Annotated in this window: 16 protein-coding genes; 7 read left to right on the top strand and 9 right to left on the bottom strand. The window is 50.8% G+C overall.

Annotation, left to right across the window (positions count from 1 at the left end; translation table 11 throughout):
* The first annotated feature begins 8 nt into the window (after positions 1-8).
* Together RIC19_RS24455 and RIC19_RS24450 are read left to right on the top strand one after the other, a co-directional pair.
* Entirely contained in the window at positions 9-662 is a 654-nt protein-coding gene (locus tag RIC19_RS24455) for a hypothetical protein (protein WP_350181017.1), read from the top strand.
* Between the two features lie 110 nt (positions 663-772).
* Positions 773-1,195 carry a hypothetical protein gene (locus RIC19_RS24450; RefSeq protein ID WP_350181016.1) on the top strand — a complete coding sequence of 141 codons (423 nt, stop codon included), beginning with the start codon at positions 773-775 and terminating at the stop codon, positions 1,193-1,195.
* Between the two features lie 275 nt (positions 1,196-1,470).
* Here the strand turns inward: RIC19_RS24450 and cmk are convergent, their stop codons facing one another.
* The 9 genes from cmk to RIC19_RS24405 all read right to left on the bottom strand — a co-directional run bounded on the left by cmk (position 1,471) and on the right by RIC19_RS24405 (position 15,563).
* Positions 1,471-2,133 carry a (d)CMP kinase gene (cmk, locus tag RIC19_RS24445; RefSeq protein WP_350181015.1) on the bottom strand — a complete coding sequence of 221 codons (663 nt, stop codon included), beginning with the start codon at positions 2,131-2,133 and terminating at the stop codon, positions 1,471-1,473.
* Positions 2,134-2,205: 72 nt separating this feature from the next.
* The gene (locus tag RIC19_RS24440) at positions 2,206-3,717 is read right to left on the bottom strand and encodes a hypothetical protein (RefSeq protein ID WP_350181014.1); all 1,512 of its coding nucleotides are present in this window, start codon (positions 3,715-3,717) and stop codon (positions 2,206-2,208) included.
* Between the two features lie 265 nt (positions 3,718-3,982).
* Complete coding sequence (locus tag RIC19_RS24435; protein WP_044146732.1) at positions 3,983-4,204, bottom strand: DUF2795 domain-containing protein; 222 nt, start codon at positions 4,202-4,204, stop codon at positions 3,983-3,985.
* 282 nt (positions 4,205-4,486) lie between these two features.
* Entirely contained in the window at positions 4,487-5,680 is a 1,194-nt protein-coding gene (locus RIC19_RS24430) for a hypothetical protein (RefSeq protein ID WP_350181013.1), read from the bottom strand.
* 188 nt (positions 5,681-5,868) lie between these two features.
* Positions 5,869-6,933 carry a tRNA preQ1(34) S-adenosylmethionine ribosyltransferase-isomerase QueA gene (gene queA / locus RIC19_RS24425; RefSeq protein WP_350181012.1) on the bottom strand — a complete coding sequence of 355 codons (1,065 nt, stop codon included), beginning with the start codon at positions 6,931-6,933 and terminating at the stop codon, positions 5,869-5,871.
* A 168-nt stretch (positions 6,934-7,101) separates the two neighbouring features.
* Complete coding sequence (gene tamL, locus RIC19_RS24420) at positions 7,102-9,396, bottom strand: translocation and assembly module lipoprotein TamL (RefSeq protein ID WP_350181011.1); 2,295 nt, start codon at positions 9,394-9,396, stop codon at positions 7,102-7,104.
* Positions 9,389-14,371, bottom strand: coding sequence for a translocation/assembly module TamB domain-containing protein (locus tag RIC19_RS24415; protein WP_350181010.1), 4,983 nt, complete (start codon positions 14,369-14,371; stop codon positions 9,389-9,391). Before RIC19_RS24415 ends, tamL begins: the two co-directional genes overlap by 8 nt.
* A gap of 243 nt (positions 14,372-14,614) precedes the next feature.
* Positions 14,615-14,995 (bottom strand): hypothetical protein, encoded by a 381-nt coding sequence (locus RIC19_RS24410; RefSeq protein WP_350181009.1) that lies wholly within the window; start codon positions 14,993-14,995, stop codon positions 14,615-14,617.
* A gap of 148 nt (positions 14,996-15,143) precedes the next feature.
* Positions 15,144-15,563: a nucleoside-diphosphate kinase gene (locus RIC19_RS24405; protein WP_350181008.1), complete on the bottom strand. Its 420-nt coding sequence runs from the start codon at positions 15,561-15,563 to the stop codon at positions 15,144-15,146.
* A 290-nt stretch (positions 15,564-15,853) separates the two neighbouring features.
* On the opposite strand from RIC19_RS24405, the gene RIC19_RS24400 reads away from it, so the two are divergent.
* The 5 genes from RIC19_RS24400 (at position 15,854) to RIC19_RS24380 (ending at position 22,645) form a co-directional block, all read left to right on the top strand.
* Positions 15,854-16,867 (top strand): DHH family phosphoesterase, encoded by a 1,014-nt coding sequence (locus RIC19_RS24400; RefSeq protein ID WP_350181007.1) that lies wholly within the window; start codon positions 15,854-15,856, stop codon positions 16,865-16,867.
* A 37-nt stretch (positions 16,868-16,904) separates the two neighbouring features.
* On the top strand, positions 16,905-17,798 hold the full coding sequence (locus RIC19_RS24395; RefSeq protein ID WP_350181006.1) for an FKBP-type peptidyl-prolyl cis-trans isomerase: 894 nt from the start codon (positions 16,905-16,907) through the stop codon (positions 17,796-17,798).
* Positions 17,799-17,911: 113 nt separating this feature from the next.
* Positions 17,912-19,010, top strand: a protein-coding gene (gene prfB / locus RIC19_RS24390) for a peptide chain release factor 2 (protein ID WP_350181005.1) whose coding sequence is annotated in 2 segments (ribosomal slippage) — positions 17,912-17,971 and positions 17,973-19,010 — 1,098 coding nt in all. Because the reading frame shifts where the segments join, the coding sequence is not laid out codon by codon here.
* A gap of 591 nt (positions 19,011-19,601) precedes the next feature.
* A complete protein-coding gene (locus RIC19_RS24385; protein ID WP_350181004.1) occupies positions 19,602-21,110 on the top strand; it encodes a T9SS type A sorting domain-containing protein in 1,509 nt (502 codons plus the stop codon).
* Between the two features lie 11 nt (positions 21,111-21,121).
* Positions 21,122-22,645, top strand: coding sequence for a T9SS type A sorting domain-containing protein (locus RIC19_RS24380; protein ID WP_350181003.1), 1,524 nt, complete (start codon positions 21,122-21,124; stop codon positions 22,643-22,645).
* The last annotated feature ends 471 nt before the right edge of the window (positions 22,646-23,116 follow it).

Genomic DNA, 23,116 nt, shown 5'->3' with positions numbered 1-23,116 from the left:
TATTTGCATTGATCACACTATTAGTTGTTCTGACCGGAGCTGTTCTGCTGGCCAGGGGGCTCAAAAACTTTATGCCAGGCGACAAGCGCTTGTTCCAGGATTTGCAACAGCTTAAAGAAAGCATGCAGGAATGGAAACCCGAGCTCGTCCCGATTTCATCCGAAGAACTGGATACTTTTTCCTTCAATCAGGAGCAACGCTCCGTGCGTAAGCGGTTTGGAAAAACGGCAAAGGGCGTATTCACCACCATCTATCACGAACCCATTCTGGCCTATGCCTACAAGGAGTACTCAGGGCCGGGGCACAAAGCGGTCCTTTTTGCAGAGACCCGGGAGAAGTCCTATTCCTTCATTAAGGATAAAAAGGGGGTGCGTATTGCTGCCGGGCAGCGGCAATTGGGCACCTTAAAGGAAGATGGTAAATTGTACAGCCCGAAGGGCGGCAAAGCCATCGCTACACTGGGGCAATCTGCCAATCAGTTGCTTCCGGTACGTACGGCAGACAGAGAGTTGGGCAGCCTGGTGGATAAGCCTGCTGCTCAGAATGATGAACTGGGGCAACGCGCTTTTCAGTTTGTGCCCAATGACCTGGCCGAAGAGGAAAAAGATGTTTTTCTGGCATTGGCTACCCTGGAATTGGTGCACCGGTCTTTGAAATCGTAAAAAAAATCAAAAATCATTGCTGCTTTCCCCTCCATTGGCCTAGCTTTGATGAACCATTTATATGGATACCTGTTTTCCAGTACATTCTGGCAGGTTAATATTGACATACTATGAAGTTACGGAAGAAAGCTAACCTTATTATATACCGGTTCCAGGAGAAAGGGCTTGAAATCTTTTTGGTCAACGCTGACGAAAAAGGGACCAAGTGGGATTTGCCTCAGGGTGCTGTGGATGATGATATGTCCCGGTCTTTCATTGAAGAAGACCGGCTTATTGAGCTTGATCCGGTGGCACAGGACAGCGGGGATATGGAAAATGCTGTAGCTGTAGAGGGCGACTGGCATGAAATCCCTTCCCTGAAGTCTATGCTCTCCGAAGATGCACAATACCTGAAGGATAAGATTAAAAACATGGAGAAAGGCACTTACTTTGCCCTGAAAGAAGCGGTAAAAAAAGTAATGCCCCACCAATACGAATTCCTGAAAGAACTTAAGGATATCCTGGTCGACCGGAATTCAGTTAAAGATATCTAGTGCCTCAAGCCATAAATCCTTGACCCCCCAAGTTTCGTTCTTTTCCGCCTACTCTTCGTTGAAGAACCGCTCCTTTAGCTCGGGCTAAAGTCGCGAACCTTCGCCTTGATTAGTAGAGAAATAACTTCAACTTAAGTATCAGAGATCTATGACTTGAGGCACTAGTCCGGCGTAGAAGCTTCGGAAAACCAAGCGCTTAGCGGCAACAAGCTGCTACAGGCACAAAAGGCGCGATTCGCACACTATGCGGGTCGCGCCTTTTGTTGCTGGATAGCTCAGGCACCTGCCTGTTGGGCCAGAAAGATGGCTCTTTCCAGTTGTTCCTCCCGGTTGAGCAAGGTATTATCAATGATAATGGCATCTGCCGCTTTGCGCAGCGGGCTGTCCTCCCGGGTGGAGTCAATATGGTCGCGGTGAGCAAGGTTAGCCTTTACTTCTTGGAGGCTGGCGTCCTGTCTTTTGTGAAGGAGTTCTTCGTACCGGCGTTTAGCTCTGATATCAGGGTCTGCTGTCAGGAATATCTTAAGCTCCGCCTTTGGGAAGACCACCGTGCCAATATCCCTGCCGTCCATCACCAGCCCTTTTTCTGCTCCCATCTGTTGCTGTTGGCTGACCATCGCCCGGCGCACTTCCGGAACCGCAGCGACTTCACTTACGTAGTTGGAAACGGCCATCTGCCGGATTTCCTGTTCCACATCCTCGCCATTCAACAAGGTGTGATTGTTGGGGGCGAAGCGGATGTTGATGGCTTTCAACGCTTCGCTGACACTGAGGCTTTCTTCTACTTTGACGCCTTGGTTCAGCAGATACAGGGTAACAGCTCTGTACATCGCGCCTGAGTCTATGTAGGTATAGCCGAAACGGGCTGCGAGCGACTTGGCCAGTGTACTTTTACCGCAGGAAGAGTAGCCGTCTATGGCAATGATGATTTTTTTCACGTGGGCTCGGTTTTTCCGGGCAGTAAAGATAACGAACTGCAACTGACTTTTTCAAAAGAGCATCGCTGTTCCCTACCTGACGTATTGTTTGACTCGCTCCCAGAGGGCTTCATAGGGGATGATTTCAAGCTCAGCCGTAACACCCCGGTAGAAAAAGGGCACACTTGACAGTTGTGCGAGGTACCGATCCACGCCTGTGACTTCACCGGGCTGGAAATCAGACTTTGCATACTGCTGCAACAAACGGATGAATTGCACCGGGCGGTGGTACTCCTCGCGGCGGAGCTGCCGGTTGGCGTACTTTTTGAGCCGGTCGATGCGCTCCAGTGCGTCATTGAACTTGCGCTCTTCCAGTAGGAAAAGGACCTGTAGGATCAGCATATGAACGGTGAAAATACGCTGTTCCTTAGCGTATACAGCAGGCTTGCTAATAAACTTGGAAGATCGGAACTGCGCATTTTGCTGTTTTTTCAAGACGGGGTTTTCCTTACCTTCAACCAGTATGAGGTATTCAATATAGCCCTCGTAGATGTTCCACTTTTCGACGGTCTCAGTATCTTGTTTGCGAAGTTTGGAGTTGGTGGATACCAGCTTGAAGATCGCTACGCTCTGCAGCGGGTTGTTGACGTGCATGGTCAGCAGGAAGTAATAATCCATAAAGGTGAACCAGTCTTCACTGCCAGCTTTCAGTTCTTTCAGGCATTGTTCGGCTGTTGCACGCCCGTCTCGGTAGTTGCGCAGGTGCAGGTAAGCGGACATCTTCTTGGTCTGAAAGGTCACCATTTTTTTATGCTGCTTATAGACGGCGTTTTTCTGTACAAACTGCTCGCCTTGTTCGCAGACCTCCAGCATAGACTCAAAGTCCTGTTGCATCTCGTAGGCAAAAATCCAGACCAGGTACATATTGTAAAAGATCACCGGGGCGTCATACTGTTCGGAAAGACTGACGAGGGCTTCACAGTAATCCTCGATATTTTCCGTCAGCTCCTGTGTTTTGGACAAAGGCTTGTAGTAATTCATGATTACCCGTTGCAGGAGCTCTTCCGAGCGTATTTCTGCATTCAGGATATCATTGTATTCTTTGATATAGTTATCGTACTCTTCGTAGGCCCTTTCATCCCCTTGCTGAGCTGCGTAGTCACGGAGGATACGGGAGCTGTTGATGATCAGGTCTGCAAATTTAAACTTCAGGGAAGTTGTCAGGATTTGGCGGGCAAGCTGAGCCGCGGAGTTTGGCGCATTGTACCAGATCAGGGTTTTGACAAGGGTCCAGTCTTTATGGCAGGAGTAGTAGGCCCGGTCGTAACTCGCTGCTTTGGGCATATTGATATCAAGGAAAAAAAGCGTGTTCAGCAACCGTTTTCTAAAGCGTGATTTTAACTGACGGTACTTGGGGTCGGTCGGGCTGCATTTATAGAGGGCTGTGGCGGCCTCTCTGTCGTTTTTGAACTTGTTGTCCCGTAATGATTCGTAAAACTGATTGAACTTACTCTTATTGTTCCGTAAGGAGTGGTCATCAAAGATTTCGATCTTCCGTACTTTCCGCTTAGTAACGACACGAGCTATTTCAAGTAAGTTTTTCATTTACTAGTTTGGTTAAGGCCGAGCGTAGTCTGGCCGGTGTGCATAATTTGTGACATTCAAATTAGGGGATTTTCTGATGAATGGCAATAATAACAGGTTCAAATCGCACTATTCGGGAGGGGTAAACAGGCGGGCGGTAACAGAGGTGTAAAATAAAAAAGGTTTTGAGTAATGACAAGTTACTCAAAACCTTTTTATTCAAAGATGTGACTATCTTTTTTGAAGAGGCTTAATATTCAAAAAAGGGAACCATCAAAAGCTGGCTTTAGTATTCATCCTCGTTGAAGAGAAAGTCATCTTTGCGCGGGTAATCCGGCCAGATTTCCTCCATCCCTTCATATACTTCACCTTCATCCTCCATTTGCTGAAGGTTTTCGATCACTTCCAAAGGCGCTCCGGAGCGAATGGCATAGTCGATAAGCTCATCGCGGGTAGCTGGCCATGGCGCGTCTTCAAGATGGTGAGCAAGTTCAAGCGTCCAATACATATGTTGGCAAAGTTTGTTGTTAGCCGGCTATTTTTCATCATGCTCCTGCTTAACCCTGACAAGCAAGGCACAAGAAAAGTCAAAAAATGAGCCGAAAGAATTTTATAAACGGTAAAAAGCCGCGACTAAGCAAATTGTGGGCCAGATATTTTGCAGGAAATAGAATTAATTTCACTTCACAATGGCTTCTCTTTCGCAATGCGCCTGCTTTCGGCAAAAGTAAAAAACCTGGCGTACTATCCAAATATTTGTTGCGCTTTTTAAATTTAGTTGGAGATTAACCTATTTTTCCTGAGTAACGCCAGGCACATGGTAGTGTTTAATGATCTTAAAAGGTTTGTTCTCATAGCCTTTGGGTACTTTGCCTACGGTATGGTCCCGAACCGGGCCGGTAGGGTCTGTGAAATAGTAATTGTGCCCCTGATAAGGTACCGTATTGCCGGGTGCCGGTGGCAGCGCCATCGCCAGGGTCAGGTGGTCCGGATAAGCAATAACCAGGGTTGGAAGCGGGAGCAGGTGCTTGGCCAGCTGGAAGAATAGTGCCGTCCGGTCTTCACAATCGGAGTATGGATGGATGAAGACCTCCTCTGCAACCATCGGTTTACTGTAACCGAAGTACGCTTTATCCTCTTTGTAAGCAAAGGCCGACCGGGTAAAGGCCGCGAGCAATTCGGCAGATTGCCACTCATTTTTCCCTTTGAGCAGCTCCTTCATCTGAGGGATCAGGCTTTGAAACAGCTGGGCAGACATGGGGACTTCCAGGTACTGTGTTTCTGCAACAACGGGGTAGTCTTCCATATAAGCCGCAATATTCTCATCGACCTCCACTTCCAAAGTGTACCATTCTTTTTTGTAGAAAAAGCTGATTTCATGAGACTTGAGCATCGGCCGCAGCCGGGGAAGGTCTTTAAACGTAAAAGTGAAAGCATGCCCGTCCGGATTCGGGGAAAACCCCAACATATACAGGGCTTGCTGTTTGGTGTGCCCTGTCCGGATCTCAGAGAGGTTGATAAAGGAACGGCCTCTGTCTTGAATGATCGGTGCCTCAAAAACTTCGTCCATTGTAAAAACATAGAGATAAGCCTTGTCCTCAAAGTACGTCAGGCGGGTATCATAACCACTTTGCGAAAGGATGAACCAGGAAGCCAGCGTACGGTCTACCGGTTCGTGCTGCCCGTAGATCTGCCGGAGTACCTGCTTAACGAGTTTGTAGTACAGCCAGTCATTAAGCCGGAAGGCTCTCCTGGCTTGCTGCAGGCTCCGGATCAGTACCTCGTACTCCGTGGTGCTCATTTGCCGGAAGTACGCCCGAAGCCCTTGTTCTGACATGCTGGGCCGCTGTATTTGCAGCAGATCAGTCTGGTATTGGATCGGGACTTGCTCTGTGAAAAACGGGATCATGACTTCCTCACAGTTGGTCGCATAAACGCTTTTCCCTAAGGTCAGTAATAATGAAAGGAGTAAAATCCGGGGCATGATGTTTATATGATCTGTTACCGAAGCCGTCCTGAACGGACCTCGTTGTTGCTGTTAAACCATTTAGAATGAAAGGGAGGGGCAAATCCACCCTAAAAAGTACGGAATAAAATCAGAAAAGCGTATCCAAAAAAGTTCAGATACGCTTTTCATTAAAAGCAATGTATGAATTTTTACTGAGGACGAGCCTACAAAATGAGCATAGCGTCACCGTAGGCAAAGAAACGGTACTTTTCCTTGACGGCCTGCTTGTAGGCTTCCATGATCAAATCATAGCCACCGAAAGCACAGACCATAATCATCAGGCTGGATTTTGGAAGGTGTAAGTTGGTGACCATCGCATCCGGGATGCTGAACTCGAATGGCGGATAAATGAAGAGATTCGTCCAACCTTCGGCTTCCTTGAGCATATTCTCAGCAGATACTGCTGACTCGATTGAGCGCATACTCGTAGTGCCTACTGCACAAACCCGGTGCTCTCCGGATTTTGCCCTGTTGACAACCTCGACAGCATCTGCGCCGATTTTGAAGTACTCGGCATCCATCTTGTGCTTAGACAAGTCTTCCACATCAATACTGCGGAAAGTGCCCAGGCCAATATGAAGTGTAAGCTCTGCGAATTCAATCCCTTTGATTTCGAGGCGCTTCAGGAGTTCGTCGCTGTAGTGCAAGCCGGCTGTAGGAGCAGCCACCGCACCCATCTCCTTGGCGAACAAGGTCTGATAGCGGTCGCGGTCAATCACTTCTGCTTTACGCCCCATCTCTTTAGGCAGAGGGGTGGTGCCAAGGCGATGCAGGTCCTTTTGGAAGTTCTCATCGCTGTCGTCATAAATGAACCGGATGGTCCGGCCACGGGAGGTCGTATTGTCTACTACTTCCGCCACGAGCACATCATTATCATTTTCATCACTAAAGTAAAGCTTGTTGCCAACCCGGATTTTACGGGCTGGGTCTACCAGTACGTCCCAGAGGCGGGAATCGCTGTTGAGCTCGCGCAACAGGAAGACCTCAATATCCGCTCCGGTTTTTTCTTTTTTGCCATATAGCCTGGCAGGGAACACTTTGGTGTTGTTGAAAATCATAGCATCCCCCTCGTCAAAATACTCAAGGATGTCTTTAAATGTCCGGTGTTCGATTTTACCTGATTCCCGGTGGATAACCATCAGCCTGGAGTCGTGGCGGTTATCAGCAGGGTACTTTGCAATCAGCTCGGGAGGTAGTGTGAAATCAAATTGAGACAGTTTGGTCCTCATATTGTCTTATGCTTTTTTCGGGTAAAACGGAATCAGAGGGCTTTTGCTTCCCTGTTTTCTGAAATCAGCGGAGCTGCTTCAAGGTAAATTCCGGCAATGATACTAAAAAAATAGCGATTTAAACTGAGGATGCCCTTTGGATATCCTCATAAAAATCAATCATCAAAATTAAAATGGATAACCAATAGCGAGATTGTAAACAATATTTTCTGCTCTCCAGTTCGTCGATCCCGGTGCAAACTCATCAAAAACCCAACGGTTACCTGCTGCATTGTAAGGTTTACGGAATGGGAAAGCTACATCCAGGCGAAGCACAAAGTAGGAAATGTCTAACCGAAGCCCCAGCCCGCCCCCTATGGCAATCTGTCGGTAGAATTCGTTCCACTGGAAAACCCCGTCCTCTTGGTCTGCATCAATAGGGCCTTGATCTACCAGCCAGATGTTACCGGCATCCACAAAAGCAGCTCCTTTGAGGTAACTGATGATGGGAAAGCGGTATTCCAAATTGGCCTCCAGCTTCAGGTCACCGGTTTGGTCCTGAAAGGTTGCGGCATCAAGGGCTTCCACCGGGACTGCACCCGGGCCGAGGGTCCGGATCTGCCAGGCTCTGATGCTATTGCTGCCCCCTACAAAAAATTGACGAATGTAGGGGATAGACATCCCGTTGCCGTAAGGCTGCGCAACGCCAATATTTAGTCTGGCCAGCCAGTCTGTATGCTTGTTGTACCAGTGGTATTTGACCCCTGTTTCCACCCTCAGAAACTGAGCAAAGGGCAGCCCCAGCAACCGATAGGGCGCTTCGGTGTCGGGAGACGCTAAGCGCGCAATCCCATAGCTCAAATTGCCCGCGGGCTCCACAGAAGCAGACATCGTCAGGTAATTCTGCCGTTTTCCAGGGCGCTTTTCGCTGTAGTTGTATTCAAAAATGGTACTTAAAATCAGGTTGTCCTCAAAGGAGGCCCTCAGGCGCGAATTCCCCGCCAGGCGCTCATCAAACTGATCCGTACTGCTTAGCAGGCGCGTGCGGGTGAGCTGTACGGGCTTCCAGGTATAGCGGTGGAGGCGCCCGGGCTGCCAGTCAAAGCCGTAAGATCCGGACAGGGAAAACAGGGAGAAGTTGTTCGTCCGCCGCTGGAAATCACCCCGTAGCTGGGCGGTGGTGGACGATTGCCAGGCTTGCTCGCCTCTGAGCCAGTTGAAAGGGGTGAGCATGCCCGGAAACCGAAGGCTGGTCTCCAGCCCAATATTATAGCTGTTGATAAAGTCAACGGATTCTCCGATTTGCGTAGCAATGCTCGTGGAGAGCTCTATGTTGAATCGCTCTGCTCCACCGAAAAGGTTGTGGTGGGCATAGTTGAGGTTCACCCCACCATTGAGCGAACTACTTGCGGTACTCAGCGAGCTGATTTCCAATTCTGCAGAGAAGTCCTGCGTCAGGCTGGGGGTCAGGTAAAAAGAGCGGTCCAAAAACAAGCTGTCTCCGGCTTCCCGGAGTTGCATCTTCAGGTTGACAAACTTATAAGCGCCCAGCCCCATCAGCCGGTTGGTGGACTTTTGCTGTAGCGATTGTACGTAAAGGTCGCCTTCTTCCTGCAGTATGGTCCGGCCGAGGACCTTGGGTTTGATAAATGCCCGGTTCTGGAAAAATGAAATGCCATCTTCCGCCAGAGTATCCCGATAAGTCCATTCCGGTTCTTCCAGATAGTAAACAGGATAAACATTGGTTTTACCGATATAGTGCTTTTGATAGGGGTTGCCGGTTGGTGCCTCAGCGAGCCTCAGAAAAGCCTGTACCTGATGCTGCCCGTCGGTGGTATCCAGAAAGTAGTAAAGGTGGCGGGGGTTTAGTCCATAGAACCCATTCTCATTGCCGGAATTAGCGAGCTTGTCTCTTTCTTCGGACAGGCGCTGCGTTTGGTACGGCACGCCTTCCCATTCAGACTGTTCAGAGTGGGCGGCTTGGATGAACTGGCCGATATCGGTGTTGCTTGCAGGCCAGTCCATGCCCTTTATCGTATAACGGTCCCCCGGAGAAAGCCGGAAGACGGTCTCTACCCGCTTTTCTTTCTGCAAGGTATCCATACCGACCCGGGCTTGCAGGTAACCTTGGTCAATCAGGCGTTTTTCGAGCCGGAGCCGACTGGTTTCGGCTTCCTGGTAATCAAAAATTACGGGAGGCTCACCGAGCTTTCGCTGTACCCATTTGCCTAGTTTCCCTTCTTTTTTGGCGGTGGCATTGTAGATGCCCAGTCGGATGGGCAGCCCGAGGAAATATTGGTTGGGCTCCTGCCCAATGGCACTTTCCAGTGCAGTAGTGCTCACAGCTGCTTTGGGACCGGTGTATTGCAGTTGAGTTCCGGTGTAGAGGGATTGCCCATCCTGCAGGGTACGGGTAGGCTGACAACTGCTGCCCAGCAGCAGGAAGGCAAGGGTGCCAAGCATGTATTGCAGGTTCCTAGTCATTGGAAGGGGCTTTTTGAGTACTGTCACGGCGCAGGTCGCCAAAGGAGCGCTGATAGATCAGGCTGGCGCCGGTGCGTATGCCGTTGGAGAAGATGTCAAAGTCCGGTCGGCGGAAGACCCGCAGTTTGTACCGGCCGTCTTCCGTCAGTTTGTATTCCAGGCGGAAATCGCCGGCCAGAACGGTATTCTGACCGGTTGCTTCACTTTCGCTGACGCCCAGGTTGCCACCCACCTGCACGGATAGCCGGTCATTAAACAACTGTTTGGACAAGCCAAGGTTTACTTCCGTGACGGTTTCTCCAGCGGCGGCAGACGCATCAGTCTTGTAAGAGTCTACCCCGATACTCAGATCTACGCCCTCTACGTAGTTTTCTGCCAGGCGGTTCAGCTGATTGGTTAGTAAAGTACTCACGCTGGAAAGGGCAATATTCTCTCCAGCGGTCGCCAGGTTACTGCCGCCTGTACCCAGAAAAGCATTGAAGAGGAGCAACCCAAAGACCTGCTTGTTGAGCTCCGACTGATTGGCACGTAGCTGGCTCATCTTTTGGGTGAGGATGGACTCCAGGTTGGCGGAGATTTGATCCCCTAATTGAAGGTCAAACAGGAGTTCGGGTTGCTGCAGGTCGCCTTCAAGGTTGAGCAATACTTTCACCTGTTGCCGGCGGCGGGCAGCCCGCTCCTGTTCAGCGGTGAGCTCTGTTTCCTGCTCAATGAGGCCCAGCACTGGCGTCTCCGCTTGGTAAGCTGCCCGAATATCGAACCGGGCTTGGAGCGGATCGCCCGGCAGGTAAATACTGCTGCCTTCCAGGATGCTGAAATTCCGTTTGACCAGCCCCTCATAATTCAACTGATAGCTGCCCGAGGTGACCTCAATATTACCGGTAATGGACATTTGTCCACTTGCGTTAAGTTCAACAAAGAGATTGGCGCGGCCCCGGGCTTGCAGTTGGTCGCCGGTGGAGGGGTCGATAATGGCGATGATTTGGGCATCAGGAGTTAGGTTGAGCTGCAGGTTGAGCCGATAACCGGAAGACCCGGTTTGATACACCTGGTCTGACTGCCTGGCGGTATCCGCAGTGAACGCTTCGGGGGACTGAAAAATAAGGTAGTCTTCGTTGACGATGGCTTTCGCTTCGCTCAGCGGCAGGGCTGTCAGGACGGTACCTGGGAGGGTTGTCGTTTCAACTTCAATGTCCAGGTTGTCAATGGGGCCGCGGACCAATGCCTCGGCGCTAAGGAATACTTTTCCGTAAAAGAGGTCATTGTCCCGGGCGTTCGTGTTGAGCACCTGAAACCTGGAGGTGGTGAATCTAAGGTCAGTTTGGATATCTTTAAAATGGTCATGCCTGATCGTTCCGCTCAGCTGTGCCGGCTGTTGATTGCCGTCAATAAGGGGCATGTTACCCAGTTCTATACTGTTTTCAGTCAGCTCAATGCGGTGGTTGGGCACTGTAAACGATGTCTGCAGGTAGTTGACAAATGCTGAGAGGCTGTCTGCGGTGAGGGTGCCCGTGCAGACGGGTTCGCTGACTGTACCACTAAGCGCTAACCGGGCACTGATTGCCCCTTTCAAATCCCGGACGGATTCTTGGGTAAAGAACTCGAAGGGAGCCACCGGCATCTGATCGGCAGTAAGGTTGGCCCTGAGTGTGCCGGCTTCAAGGTCATAAGAACCCTGCAGGTTAAGGCGTTCTTCGGGGTCTTGGAGTAAAAGGCCGACTTTTAGTTCTTTTTCGTTAGCGCCCGGCTGCATATTCATTTTCAACTGACCGAGTGCAGCATCATAGAGGTGCAGGCTATCGATCTGCGCATCAACTGTGTATTGCAGCAGAGTGTCTATGGGCTGCAGTTCGATTTGGGCATTGAGGCGGCCACTGAGTAGCGTGGTGTCCTGCCCGATCAGCTTACTGATTTCACGCAGACGAAACTGCCCAAACTGAATTTGCAGGGGCGGCTGTCGGCCTGATTGTGAGCTGGCCAGTGTAGACAGGGTGACGTTTTGCTGCTTTCGGGATATCCGCAGGTCGGCTTTCGTCAGCAGCTCTGGCGAAAACAAGATTTGGTTGTCCGCAGAAACCTGCCAGGGCCGGCCATTCAGGATCAGGTCAGGAAGAACCTGCAGCTGATAGGCGGTGCTATCAGGCTGCAGCAGGGTACTCAGGCGTAACCGGGTTTTTTGATCCCCCCCTTTGACCAGCATCTGCAGGTCCATACTATCTCTGTACAAAAAGGTACTGAATTGAATAGGCCCCACCAGAAGCTGGGTGTCCTGGCTTACCTTGCTCACGCTTATGGACTGTTGCAGCCCATCGCCTGAGCGGCCATCGAGGGCAAAGCTATCGATGGTTATGCCCGCATAAGTTACGCTGGGCACCCCTCCCGAGAACTGCATTCTTCTGTCCAGGCTGCTGAATACAAATTGCACCCAGGCGGTGTCGAGCTGCTCCAGTTCGGGCACCAGAAAGTGGGTCAGAGGAATAGGGTCCCGGATTTCAAGGACGAACTGGAAATCCTGGTCGGGCAAACTGGGATCGACTTGTAAACTGTCGGGCGGCTCATTGGGAGTTACCCATTCTTTGACAGGAAAGAAGCCATCAACAAACTCAGCCAGGGCAGGCAGGAGTGTTGATAACTGAAACGTACCGTCAATTTCAGCGTTGAGGAAAGGGCTGCGAAGCCGTACCATGCGGTTATTGTCTGGTTTCGCTTTGGCTGTAAGGCTGATGAGGTCTGCTGAATAGTCTTGATCTTCGTCCTGAAGGTGCAGATCCCTGATGCTGGCGTTCCCCTCCAGATCGTTGAGCCGGCTACCCCTGAGCCTGGTGACGAGTTCGGCTTTGATACTCAGTGGGGTGGGGTATAGGTTCAGTTCATGCAGGTTCAGGGTGTCCAGATCCGCATTGAACTCAAAAGTGGAAAGGCTGTCGGACAGGTTCGCCAGCCCCTCAAAGTGGAATTGTAAATTGGGGTCCTGAACGTCAAGGCGCCCCTGAAATGACCGTGCATTCATGCGCCCGTTCAGGCTCAGCCCCTGATAAGCATAACCATAAGCTTCCAGTTGTGTGATGGCCCCGTTGAGTGTTGCTTCCAGACTATCAAGGGTAAGGCCCTGCCCTTTCCCCGACACCTCCAGTGATAATCGGCCCAGTTCCGGGTTGTCAAGTATCTGGTTTAGCGCCAGAGCACGGAGTTGCAGTTCCCCTTCATAGTTGGCGTCTTGGTAGTTGTCCGAAAACTGAATTTGTACATCATGCAATGCTGAGCCTGCATCGGTCTGCAGGTTGCCATTTAGCTCGAAATCAGTCAGGTTGCCCGCTATAGTCCCCTGATAAAAGCTGCGGCCCAGGGCTTGCAAAGAGGGCGGAATGGTATCATTGAGGAACCCGCTGAGGTCGGAGGGCTGTGTCCTCAGGGAGTCCAGAAAAAACGTGAACCGAAGTTGGTCGGGCGAAAGGACCTGGCTTGCTTCGATTTGCCCGTATAATGCGGTATAACTCTGCGTACGCAATGCGAGCCGGTTGATTTTGAGCTGCTGCGTATTGCCTTTAATGAAACCGGTGAGGCTGAGCCTGCCTAAGGGGGCCAGGCCGGCTTGTGGCAGTGGGCGCCCTTTCAGGTATTGGTTGAGCAGGGTAGGGGAGGCACTGAACGTCTTGAGGGCTAGCTGAAAGGCCAGGCTGTCCGGGGTCGTAGTATTGGACAGAGTGCCGCTAAGGTTGGCTTTGGCCGCCTGCCCCCATTTTAATTGTAGTTGCCCAATATTCAGGGCCTCAATGTATCCATCCACCTGTCCGGAAAGTTCGAGCGGGGGCACAGACGCATTCAGAAAGGGTAATGGGCCGCTCCAGTAGTTGAGCTCTTGCTGACTTACAGTACTATTGCCCAATTTTACCGAAAGGTGCACTGCTTTTGTGAAATCTGACAGGTCATCAAATTGGTCGTATTGGAGGTGAAGGACAGAGGGGGCGATTTGACTATTTGTGGTTTGTACAGCTAAATCAGTCAAACGGATGGCGGTTGTTGACAGCTCGAATCCGGTAGACAGTTCTTCCAGTTCAAAACCATTCCATTCCCGAAAAGCCAGTTGCGCTATTTCTCCCTGTAGGCTAAGGCTGTCCCAGCTAAAGCCTTGTGCCTGAAGTGCCAGGCCTTCAAAGTGCAGGTGGGACGGATCGAACTGTTCGGCTGGCCCGGGCGAACGTGAAAAATCATCGTAATCCACATCTACGGATTCAAGGTCAATATCATCAGCGCTAATTTCCCAGCCCGTGAAGGGAAAGACCAGAGCGGTAGCTGTACTATCCACTGCCTCAGGCGGCCCCGAAGTGCCCCACTGTGCCACGGATGCAAACGACTTGGAGAGCGCGAGCTTTTCGATATCAATACGCTGCCCGTTGAGGTCAAGCTGACGGACCTGACTCTGGAAGTCGCCGATGCGTACGTAGGTTGCCATTTTGCTCAGGCTGTCCGTCCAGGAAAAGCGTACGGATTTCAGGTCCAGCGTTTTCAGGTCAAAACGCCAGGGCTTGGCTTCGGAGGTGGTGGTGTCCGGTTGGCTGCTGCTGAATGCCTCAATAAGATAGGTGAAGTTGAAAGTGGAGTCTGCCCTTCTTTCCAGCCGGGCTACTGTGTTTTCGAGGGTGAAATGGTTGAGCTGAATCTCGGACTGCAAGGGGGCGAAAATACTCAGCTGTGCATCCATCCGTCCAACGTACAACAAGGTGTCTTGCTGTTGGTCTTCCACATAGACCCCTTCCAGCACCAGCTGATTGAAGAAATCAATGTAGATACGGTCAATGCTAAAGGGGGTTTGGATGCGTTTTTCCAGGTAGGCTGTTGCTTTGTCCGCGATCTTTTGCTGCACGGCCGGAAACTGCAGGGCACTCCAAAGCAGACCCAGCAAAAGCAGTAGGGCGAGCAATGCGTAAAGGAGCCATTTGAGCAGCTTGTTCAGCAAAGGATACGGTGTGTACAAAGGCGGAGGCTTTTAAAAATGAAGAGGGTATGTAGATAGAACGGCAGGTCAGGAGGTAAGTTTGATGATGAGGATGAGTGGCGGCATTCTTTTTCAAAATAGGTCGGCAGGGTTTCAAAGAAGCATTGGCGAGCTGGACTTTTACGCAGGAAAACTATAAGTTTGGAGGAATGCCATTAAGATCGTAGAGGGGTGGGAGCATTAGCCTGCAGCCTGCAAGGTGGGAGCCATCCCCAAAAGCTATTACTCCCGGACAAACTCAATCAGCGGCCCATCCACTTCCGGCATGTCAGCCAGGAACAGCCTTTCGTTTTCGAAGTAATAATCATAAGCAATGCCCTGCAATTCCACGGTGCTGTCAGTGACAATAATGGGGTAGGAGCCTGTTGGTAAAATGGTATGTAGCTGTTCGGCTACATTATTAATTACGTTGAGTTGGTTTTCGGATAAGTCAAAATCCCAGATATGCTCACCCACCTCGAGGGAGACTGGTTCGCACAGGCAGGTAACCGAAACGAGGTTCCATTCACCGCCCAGTTCGGTAGTGGAAGGCTTACCATCGTCGTCTTTATTGCAGGAGGCGAAAATAGTGATCAGTGCGAGAAGGAGGAATGTTTTTTTCATGGTGGTAATGTTTTCAGGACTGTTTTTTGAGGGAAGGGCAGCGTAATCAATGCCTTTTAAAATACATAAACCACACGCTCTAACAGGAAAAGATAAAAAAAGCCCACCCTTCGTAGAAAGGTGGGCTTTGCCATCCGGCAGACGTTGCTTAGAACATCTCCGTAGCGGCGAAGTGGAAGCTCGCTTCCCGGGCAGCGTTCTCATCAGAGTCGGCGCCGTGTACGGCGTTTTCGCCAATGCTTTTAGCAAACAGGGCACGGATTGTGCCGGGCGCTGCCTCTGCAGGGTTGGTTGCGCCAATCAGTTTGCGGAAGTCTTCTACTGCGTTGTCTTTTTCCAGTACAGCTGCCACGATGGGGCCGGAAGACATGAACTCAACGAGCTCGCCGTAGAAAGGGCGCTCCTTGTGCACTTCGTAAAATTCACCCGCCTTCTCTGTGGAAAGTTTGGTGAGCTTCATCGCAACGATGCGGAAGCCTGCTTCGTTGATTTTGGCGAGGATACCGCCGATGTGCCCGGCTTTGACTGCGTCGGGCTTGATCATGGTGAAGGTCTTGTTACCAGCCATATTGTGTTTAGATTTTTTGCAGATTTTAAAAAACGCTGCAAAAGTAAGTAAACCCTGCTAAACCTGAGTGGTTTCCTGGTGATTAATGGGAGACGGATTTTGATTTTTGTGGGCAGAGGGTTTGCGCAACATGGCCTGATGTCTTCTGTGCCTTTACCGGCAGGCGCTGGGAGGCATCTGGCTTATCTGGTGAATGGGGCGTGTTTCAGCATGCAGCCCATAACCGGGCGTCTTTTATTTGGGTAAATTCATTAATTTTGCCAACTTCGCGTTCTGACGCTATAATATACATGGAGAACATCAACGAACTAAAGGCGCTGCTGGCAGTGCCCAAAAATATTGTTATCACAACTCACCGGAATCCCGACGGTGATGCCATTGGTTCAAGCCTGGGGCTCTATCACTTTCTCAACAAGGGCGGGCATACGGTCCGGATGATTACGCCTTCTGAATATCCGGAGGGCTTTTCCTGGATGCCGGAGATCGAAAAGATGGTCATCTATGATATTGATCCGGAGTATGCTCAGGAATTGGTAGAAAAAGCAGATATCATCTTTTGCCTCGACTTCAATGCTCTGGACCGCATCGATAAGCTGGGCGACCTGATAGCCCCCACGAAGTGCTACAAGGCCATGATTGACCACCACCTCTACCCGGAGGGCTTTGCAGATTTCCTGCTCTCCGATACGACGGCCAGCTCCACTTGCGAACTTATCGTAGATTTTATACATCTGCTGGAGATGGAGTCTGATCTGGATGTCCGGATCGGAGAGTGCCTCTTTACAGGAATTATAACTGATACCGGCTCCTTCCGTTACAGCACCTCTGCTAAGTTGTACCGTACCGTAGGTGAGTTAGTAGAGTTGGGAGTGGATGACTACAAGTTGCAGGACCTCATCAACAACAGTATGAAGGAAAAGCACCTGCGGTTGCTGGGGCATTGCTTAAACAACCGAATGGAGGTGCTGGAAGAATACAATACGGGGATTATCTACCTAACCAAGCAAGACTACGAAGACTTTGACATACAGCGGGGTGATACAGAAGGTATCGTGAATTATCTGCTGAAGATTAAAAATGTAAAGATGGCGGTCTTCATTATGGAGCAACCCAAGATTGTAAAAATATCCCTGCGTTCGAAGGGCGACTTTTCCGTTCAGGAAATTGCACAGAAGCACTTCAAGGGTGGGGGGCATAAAAATGCATCCGGTGGTTTTTCCTTTCAGCCACTGGATATAACCCTTAAACGCTTCAAAGGCGTATTGCCGCAGTACAAAGACAAACTGGCTGCGGCAGTCATTTAGATCATTTCACTCATTTATATCAACAGACCAAGATTTTATGCGAATCCAATTGCTATTTATTTTGCTCGTTGGGGTAACGCTGGCCTCCTGTCAGCAGGAACCAACTATACAAACCACACCCAGCGGCTTTGAATATATACTGCATACCGACAACGGTGGCGAAAAGCCAGTAGCCGGGGACTATGTCTCCTTCCATGCTTACATGCGCAACGGGGACTCCGTTATCTACAGTAGCCGTGATCAGCCAAAGCCGCCTTTCTTGCAGATACCAGGAGAGGCGCCTGCCAACCGTCCTCCAAATCCGCTCGAAGAAGTAATGCAGTTAATGGGTATGGGGGACAGCGCGACAGTCATGATCGCAATCGATACGCTGGACCAAAAGCCTAAAGGTTTTGAAGACACAGACGTCATGTATTACGATCTCGTTATTGCGGATATCAAGTCGGCTCAACAACAGGCCGATGAGCAGAATGCCCAAATGGAAGAAGCCAAGCGGCAGGCTGAAGAGCTGAAAGAGCGCCTGCCGGAAGTTGAAGCACTGGTACAAGAAACCCTGGAAAGCTACCAAAACAATACCCTGGGCGATCAGCTGCAGGAAACGGGGTCCGGGCTGAAGTACGTGATCCACGAAGAAGGCGACGGTGCACAGGCTGCACCCGGCAAAGTTGTTGGGGTACATTACTACGGTGTACTGGCGGAAGATGGGGAGCGTTTTGACGATTCCTTCAGCCGTGGGCAGCCCATTGATCTGCCACTGGGGCAGGGCCGGGTGATCCCGGGCTGGGAAGAAGGCATCGCACTGTTCAAGGGCGGTACGAAAGCCACCCTATTCATCCCTGCACCTTTGGGCTACGGTGAAGCAGGCTCCCCTCCAACGATTCCCGGAGGCGCGGAGTTGATGTTCTACGTAGAGCTGGGCGAAGTACAGTAACTTTAGATTTTCAGAAGGCGGCAGTATTACACCCTGAGGGGGGTAGCACTGCCGCTTGTTTTTCTAATTCGTGCAATGCCCTCAGGCGTTGTACTAAAACCACGACAGAAGGTATGACTGCAGATCAGTTGAAAGACTTGCAGGATCGCCTGGCTGCTTTAGGGAGGTATCTTTGACGTCGGTAACCGGCGCATGCAAATCAAAGATAAAGAACAGCAGTCCATGGACCCCGGTTTCTGGGATGATCCTAAGCGGGCCGAATCGATTCTTAAAGAACTCAAGAGCCATAAAAACTGGCTGAGTCTTCATGATAAGCTGGAAAGCAGGATTGAGGACCTGGAAGTGCTATACGAATTTTATAAAGAGGGCGAAGGCACAGAGGAAGAAGTTGAAAACCGTTACCAGGAAGCCCTGGGCGTGATAGAAGATGCGGAGTTCCATTCTACGCTAAATAAGCAGGAAGACGAACTAAGTGCCATCCTGGAAATCAACGCTGGTGCCGGTGGCACCGAAGCCAACGACTGGGCCGAAATGCTCATGCGTATGTACGTTATGTGGGCAGAACGCAGTGGCTACAAGGTGTCTGAGCTCAATCGGCAGGATGGAGACGTCGCCGGTGTGAAGTCGGCTTCTCTGGAGATTCAGGGGGACTTTGTATATGGCTGGCTCAAAGGGGAGAACGGCGTGCACCGCCTGGTGCGCATCAGCCCCTTTAATTCGCAGGGAAAGCGGATGACTTCCTTCGCTTCGGTATTTGTGCACCCTATGATTGATGACCGGATTGAGGTAGAGATCAATCCTGCTGACATAGAGTGGGACACTTTCCGTGCTTCCGGTGCGGGCGGTCAGCACGTCAATAAAACAGAGTCCGCTGTACGCGTCCGTCACTTGCCCTCCGGCTTAGTGGTCGAATGCCAGCAGGAGCGCTCTCAGCATATGAACCGTGACAAAGCCCTGCAAATGCTTAAAAGCCGCCTATACGAACTCGAGCTGGAAAAACAGCTGGCAGAGAAGGACAAAGTAGAGGCCCAGAAAATGAAAAACGAATGGGGCTCTCAAATCCGCTCCTATGTACTGGACGACCGCCGGGTAAAAGACCACCGCACTGGCCATCAAACGAGCCAAACTGATGCGGTCTTGGACGGCGACCTCGATGGCTTCCTCAAAGCCTATCTGATGAATGACTCAGTGGAGGGGAAAGAGTCGGCTTAGACTTAACGAGTTAGGGTGTACTTTAAGCGCGAGCCCAGATATGGAGTACACCCTAAACTACACCGTACCAGTTCAGCCCAACCATTTTCTGCCCCCTCAGGCAATACCATTTGCCCACTCCTGCGTTTAACTACCTGAATAACGGATGGAAAAAGCCACGCTGCCCCTCTGGCGCAAGGTCTACCTTCGCTTTTCTAAGACTTCGGCGGATATCGTCCCCGAGCGTCCATTGTATTACAAGCCTGAAGAAGGGGTTGAAAAGTACGCCAGGTGTAATGCAATACAGGTTTGTCTCAGGCAAGGCATTCACCGGGCGTTTTCCGCTTAGCTTCAGCACGCCCGGCGAGCGGCCAACATTGTTTTTCTCCTCCAAATTCCGTACCTTACCGATCATTCACTAACCGCTAAAAACGGACCTCATGTTTACAAATACAGACACATTTCACGCGTCCTATCCAGTAATTTTCTTTGGCGAATGCTCATAATGTCAGGCGTACACACCGCAACTGCCCAAAACTACGTCGAGTATGTTTAATACGGGCAGCAGTCAGCCTACCGTAAAATCATTGTAACACGCTAAAGAATTATCCCATGAAATTATTAACCAAAGTACTTTTACTGGTGCTGCTGGGGCAGGTGTCTCTCAACGCACAGTTGTTCAATATTGCCGAAGATTTAGGGTATGTGAGCAATCACTTTGAAAGAGTGATTGTTCACAATGACACCATTGCATGTATAGGGTTTGCACAGAATGATTCTCTTCAGCAAGGCATAGCGGTAGTGCTTTATGATTCTACAGGGCAGCGCCTGACCAGTCGCTTGCTTCTGGATGACGAAGGCGAGAGGCTAATGATTTATCGTAAAGCCGGGGGGATTTCCCCGGCAAATCATGGAGGGTATATTGTCATAGCCTACGCCAGCGGGAACGCTATTTTTTTTAAATTAGACGAAAATCTGAACGAAGAGTTTCGCCATCAGTACACGAACGATGGAGACGGCGGGAATTATAATTACTATGCCCCTATCCCATTGGGGGATGGCTACTTGATATACGGCTATATTTACCGGCCTAATGGCGAACCTGACCCCTTCGTGCGCATCGTGGACGAGCAGGGGCAGACCCTTCGGCTCAACTTTTACGGGGAGTATGAGATGAACGATATTTATCAGGATGCCCAGCTGCTCGGCGATTCTATTTTGGTGGCTGGAGGTCAAAGGCGCAGTAGCCAGGGGTCTGGGTACAGCAAAAACTTCTTCCACCGTATCCGCCTGTCGGATGGCGCGCTTTTAGATAGCTGGGAATCACCAATCAACCCAGATATGGGCTGGCTGAGGCAGTTCGTCGTGCTGGAAGACGGCGATATTATCACCTTTGGGCAGCAGCCTTTAGAAATTATCGACGGGAATACTTTTATTGTACAGCCTATGCTGACTCGCCTGAACAGTAACTACGAAACAGTATGGCAGCAGCCTATATGGAGATCGGGCTACCATATACAGGGAGATGGCCTATACGAAATCCAACAGGTATCAGATGGTTATTTTGTAGGGTCCGGGCATTTGAGTACAGAAATAAACGGTAACTGGACGCAAGCGGGGTGGCTTTTCAAATTTACCGCTTTTGGTGATTCTCTGTGGTCGCGTTATTATTTACCTCCATTTGAGCTTCAAGGCAACCCCTTGGTTGGCGGCAACTTTTTCAACTTTGGAGAGCTCTCGAGTGGACACCTGGTTAGTGGCGGAACCGCAAGCGGCGATAGCCCCCGGCGTTGCTGGGTTGTAAAGACCGATGCCAATGGATGCCAGGGGGAGACGCCCTGTGAGGTGCTTACGGGTGTGGTAGAGGAAGAGCCATTGGAAGAGCCGGGTATGCGGGTGTTCCCCAACCCCACACAAGGCACCCTTCAGGTCGTCCTTCCGCAAGGGGCTAATCAGGCCTCCCTGATACTTTACAACCTGCAGGGGCAGCCTGCCTTCCAGTCCGTTCTCACCGGGCAGCGCACCACCCTGCAACTGCCGGTGCCAACGGGCATCTACTGGGCACGCCTGCAAATAGCCGGGCAGCAGCCAGAGTACCATAAAATTATCGTATCACGCTAAAGAAAAATCCTATGAAATTACTGCCTAAAGTACTTTTACTGGTGCTGCTGGGGCAAGCACCTCTTAGTGCGCAGTTGTTCAATATTGCCGAAGATTTGGGGTATGTGACCAATCGCTTTGAAAGGGTAATTGTCCATAAGGACACCATCGCTTGTATAGGGCTTGCACAGAACGACTCCCTTCAGCAAGGCGTCGCTGTCGCGCTTTATGATTCTACGGGGCAGCGCCTGGCCAGCCGCTTGCTACTGGATGACGAAGGCGGGAACCTGGCAATGTACCATAGCGCTGGTGGTATTTCACCAGCAAATCATGGAGGGTATATTGTCATAGCCTACACCGGCGGAAACGCTATTTTTTTTAAATTAGATGAAAACCTGAACGAAGAGTTTCGGCATCAATACACCAACAATGGAGAAGGAGGAAATTATAATTACTATGCCCCCATCCCATTGGGGGATGGCTACCTGATATACGGATATATATACCGGGACAATGATTTGCCAGACCCCTTCGTCCGCATTGTGGACGAGCAGGGGCAAACCCTTCGGCTCAACTTTTACGGGGAGTATGAGAGTAGGGACATCTACCAAGATGCCCAATTGATTGGAGATTCTATTTTAGTAGCTGGCGGGCAGCGGCGCAGTGCTTTGGGGGGAGGGTACAGCAAAAACTTCTTCCACCGCATCCGTTTATCGGATGGCGCACTTTTAGATAGCTGGGAATCATCGGTCAACCCGGACATGGGCTGGCTGCGGCAGCTCTTTGTCCTGGAAGACGGCGATATCATCACCATCGGGCAGCAGCCTCTGGAGATAATCGATGAGAATACCTTTATTGTACAGCCAATGTTGACCCGACTGAACGGCAACTTTGAAACCGTATGGCAGCAGCCCATATGGAGATCGGGCTACCATATATGGAGAGATGGCCTATACGAAATCCAACAGGTATCCGATGGTTATTTTGTAGGGTCCGGGCATTTGAGTACCGAGATTGATGGTGACTTAACCCGGGCTGGTTGGCTGTTCAAGTTTACCGCTTTTGGGGACTCCCTTTGGTCGCGTTACTATCTGCCCCCCTTTGAACTTGAAGGCAACCCTCAAATTGGCGGCAGCTTTTTCAACTTTGGAGAACTCTCAAGTGGCCATCTGGTCAGTGGTGGGACGGCAAGCGGCGACGGTCCCCGCCGCTGCTGGATCATCAAAACGGATGCCGATGGGTGTCAGGGGGAGACGCCCTGTGAGGTGCTTACGGGTGTGGTAGAGGCGGAGCCGATGGAAGGGCGAGGGATTCAGGTGTTCCCCAACCCCGCCTCCCGCCACCTCACCGTCGCCTGGCCGGGCGCTGCGCCCACAGGCACTGGCTACTTCACCCTCTATAGTATGCAGGGGCAGGCGGTATGGTCGGTCACCAAATTCTGTGCGCCGGAGATACTGCTTTCCTTGCCGGTACTCCCGCCGGGCGTGTATGCCCTGCGCGTGGAAGTGGAGGGGCAGGTTTGGGTGGAAAGGGTGGTGATTAAGGGTAAAGGTTAAAATGGTTAAGGGTAAAGGTTAAAGAGGGCAAGGTTAAAGGTTAAAGTGTCAAGATTAACCGACTTTGCGTCTAAGCTTGCTACATCGGCCGGGGAAGTAGCGAGCAATGCCGCCCGCAGGCTTTTGCTCCTGTCGGGGAGCTTTCCTCCGGGTCTCTACCGGGATCCGGCAGGTTCTACAGGGAAAGCTGGGGCAGAGCGCCGGGGAAGTACCGGGCTTAAGCTCTACACCAGCTACGTCTCGCGAAGCTGGAGCAGAGCACTTAGAGCGTGTTGAGATTTTGCTTTTGGAGCGAACGCAACCAGAAGTGTAAAGTCCCAACACGCTCCTTACTCTACCCGATGATTTTTATTTCAAAGCGACATCGTCGCTGCTGAATGAGATCAAAAACCCTGTCAAACCAACCCTCTAACTTGCGTTTAAGTGCTTGTCGGACCAGGTTAAGCCCCCTTCGGAAGACACTATATTGGG

It is taken from the genome of Phaeodactylibacter sp. (assembly GCF_040219495.1).
In the GTDB taxonomy this organism is placed as follows: Bacteria; Bacteroidota; Bacteroidia; order Chitinophagales; family Saprospiraceae; genus Phaeodactylibacter.
The sequence above is the reverse complement of the archived record's forward strand: the minus strand, read 5'-3'. Positions and strand labels throughout refer to the sequence as shown.